Source organism: Streptomyces aurantiacus JA 4570, assembly GCF_000414115.1.
Taxonomy (GTDB): Bacteria; Actinomycetota; Actinomycetes; order Streptomycetales; family Streptomycetaceae; genus Streptomyces; species Streptomyces aurantiacus_A.
This window is the reverse complement of sequence record NZ_AOPZ01000436.1, coordinates 1-360: the sequence shown is the minus strand read 5'-3', so window position 1 is coordinate 360 and position 360 is coordinate 1. Positions and strand designations below refer to the sequence as shown.

1 pseudogene is annotated in these 360 nt (G+C 67.2%); it reads left to right on the top strand.

The annotated features are described in order from the left end of the window. Positions 1-276, top strand: a pseudogene (locus tag STRAU_RS33525) (flavodoxin-dependent (E)-4-hydroxy-3-methylbut-2-enyl-diphosphate synthase); the annotation flags it as partial. Positions 277-360: the final 84 nt, after the last annotated feature.

Below are 360 nucleotides of genomic sequence, written 5' to 3'. Positions count from 1 at the left end.
GCCGAAGAGGTCACCGCGGGCCTGGAGGGCATGGAGGTGCCGCTGCGGGTCGCCGTGATGGGCTGCGTCGTCAACGGTCCCGGTGAGGCCCGTGAGGCTGATCTGGGTGTCGCGTCCGGCAATGGCAAGGGGCAGATCTTCGTGAAGGGTGAGGTCATCAAGACCGTGCCCGAGTCGAAGATCGTGGAGACCCTGATCGATGAGGCGATGAAGATCGCCGAACAGATGGAGAAGGACGGCGTGATGTCGGGCGAGCCCGAGGTCACGATCAGCTAGTTCTGGCCCCTGGGCCTTGGGCGGGGGGCTTCGGCTTTCCCGCCGTGGGGGTGCCGCCGCTGGCGCGGCGGGTTTTCTCCCACC